General features: G+C 47.0%; 1 protein-coding gene. It reads right to left on the bottom strand.

Annotated features, from left to right (window positions below; all coding sequences use genetic code 11):
- On the bottom strand, positions 1-1,089 hold a 1,089-nt coding region (locus tag R7O12_RS26505), incomplete at both ends, for a MotA/TolQ/ExbB proton channel family protein (protein WP_318127052.1).

Below are 1,089 nucleotides of genomic sequence, written 5' to 3' on the forward strand. Positions count from 1 at the left end.
ATGAAGCCTGCACTCTGTTCTTCAAGAGTTTGAACCAAACGACGACCTTTACTGTGTACGATGGTGTAAAGGAACAGTAGAGGAATTGCGACAACCAGACCTAGCATGGTGGTTACCAATGCTTCAGAAATACCGCCAGCCATTAGTTTCGGATCGCCGGTACCAAATAGCGTGATTGCCTGGAAGGTACCGATCATACCCATTACTGTACCTAGTAGACCCAGTAGTGGTGCTACAGAAGCAAACAGTTTGATTGAGCTGATAAAGCGTTCAATGCTTGGTGCATTGCGTAGGATGATTTCGTCCAACTTCGCTTCCAGATCTTCAAGGTTGTCGCCTTTGTGATCTTGGTAAGCTTGGATAACTTCACCCAGAGGGTTGCCAGGGATAACTGTGTCTGATTTCGCCTGTTTACGCATTTTGCCACCGATGATCTGAAGGCGTAGGAAGCACAATAGCGCGATGATGACACCAACAGCGCCCATTGCTAGGATGACGTAACCAACGATACCGCCTTGGTCAATACGCTCCTGAACGGTAGGGCTCTGTACTAGTAGCGATAGAATTACGCCACGAGATGGATCAAGGAATAGCGGCTCATAAGTGCCTTTTGCTGATTCAAAACCAGCCACTTGGCTTGTGATGTTCTTGCTTGGCTGACGTGATAGTTCTTCGAACTTGCCAGTTTGAGGTACGTAAATGACGTATTTGCCATCTGCAATTGCGTTAAATTCACCTACTAGCGTTACGTCGCGAACGGCTTCTTTACCTTCACCGTAAACAACCGTTGCTTGTGTTGTTGATGTATCACCAGATACGACAACTTGTTGAAGAATAGTGTGCCAGAATGCTTCCAGCTCTTGAGTTGATGGTAGTTCTTTACTTTCTGCCAGTTTCGTCAGCAGTGCATCACGCTCTGGGAACTGAACGGCATTTTGCGAAGCGGCAAACAGCCCTTTAAATTCGCCTGCGTATTGACGAACCACACCAAACATTTCACCCAAGGTACCGGAGCGAACACGCAGTGTTTCGGTTAGTTCAGTCAGTTGTTTGTCGTTTTCGTCGAAAGTGGCTTTTAGTTGATCGCCA

This window comes from Vibrio sp. Vb1574 (assembly GCF_033338675.1).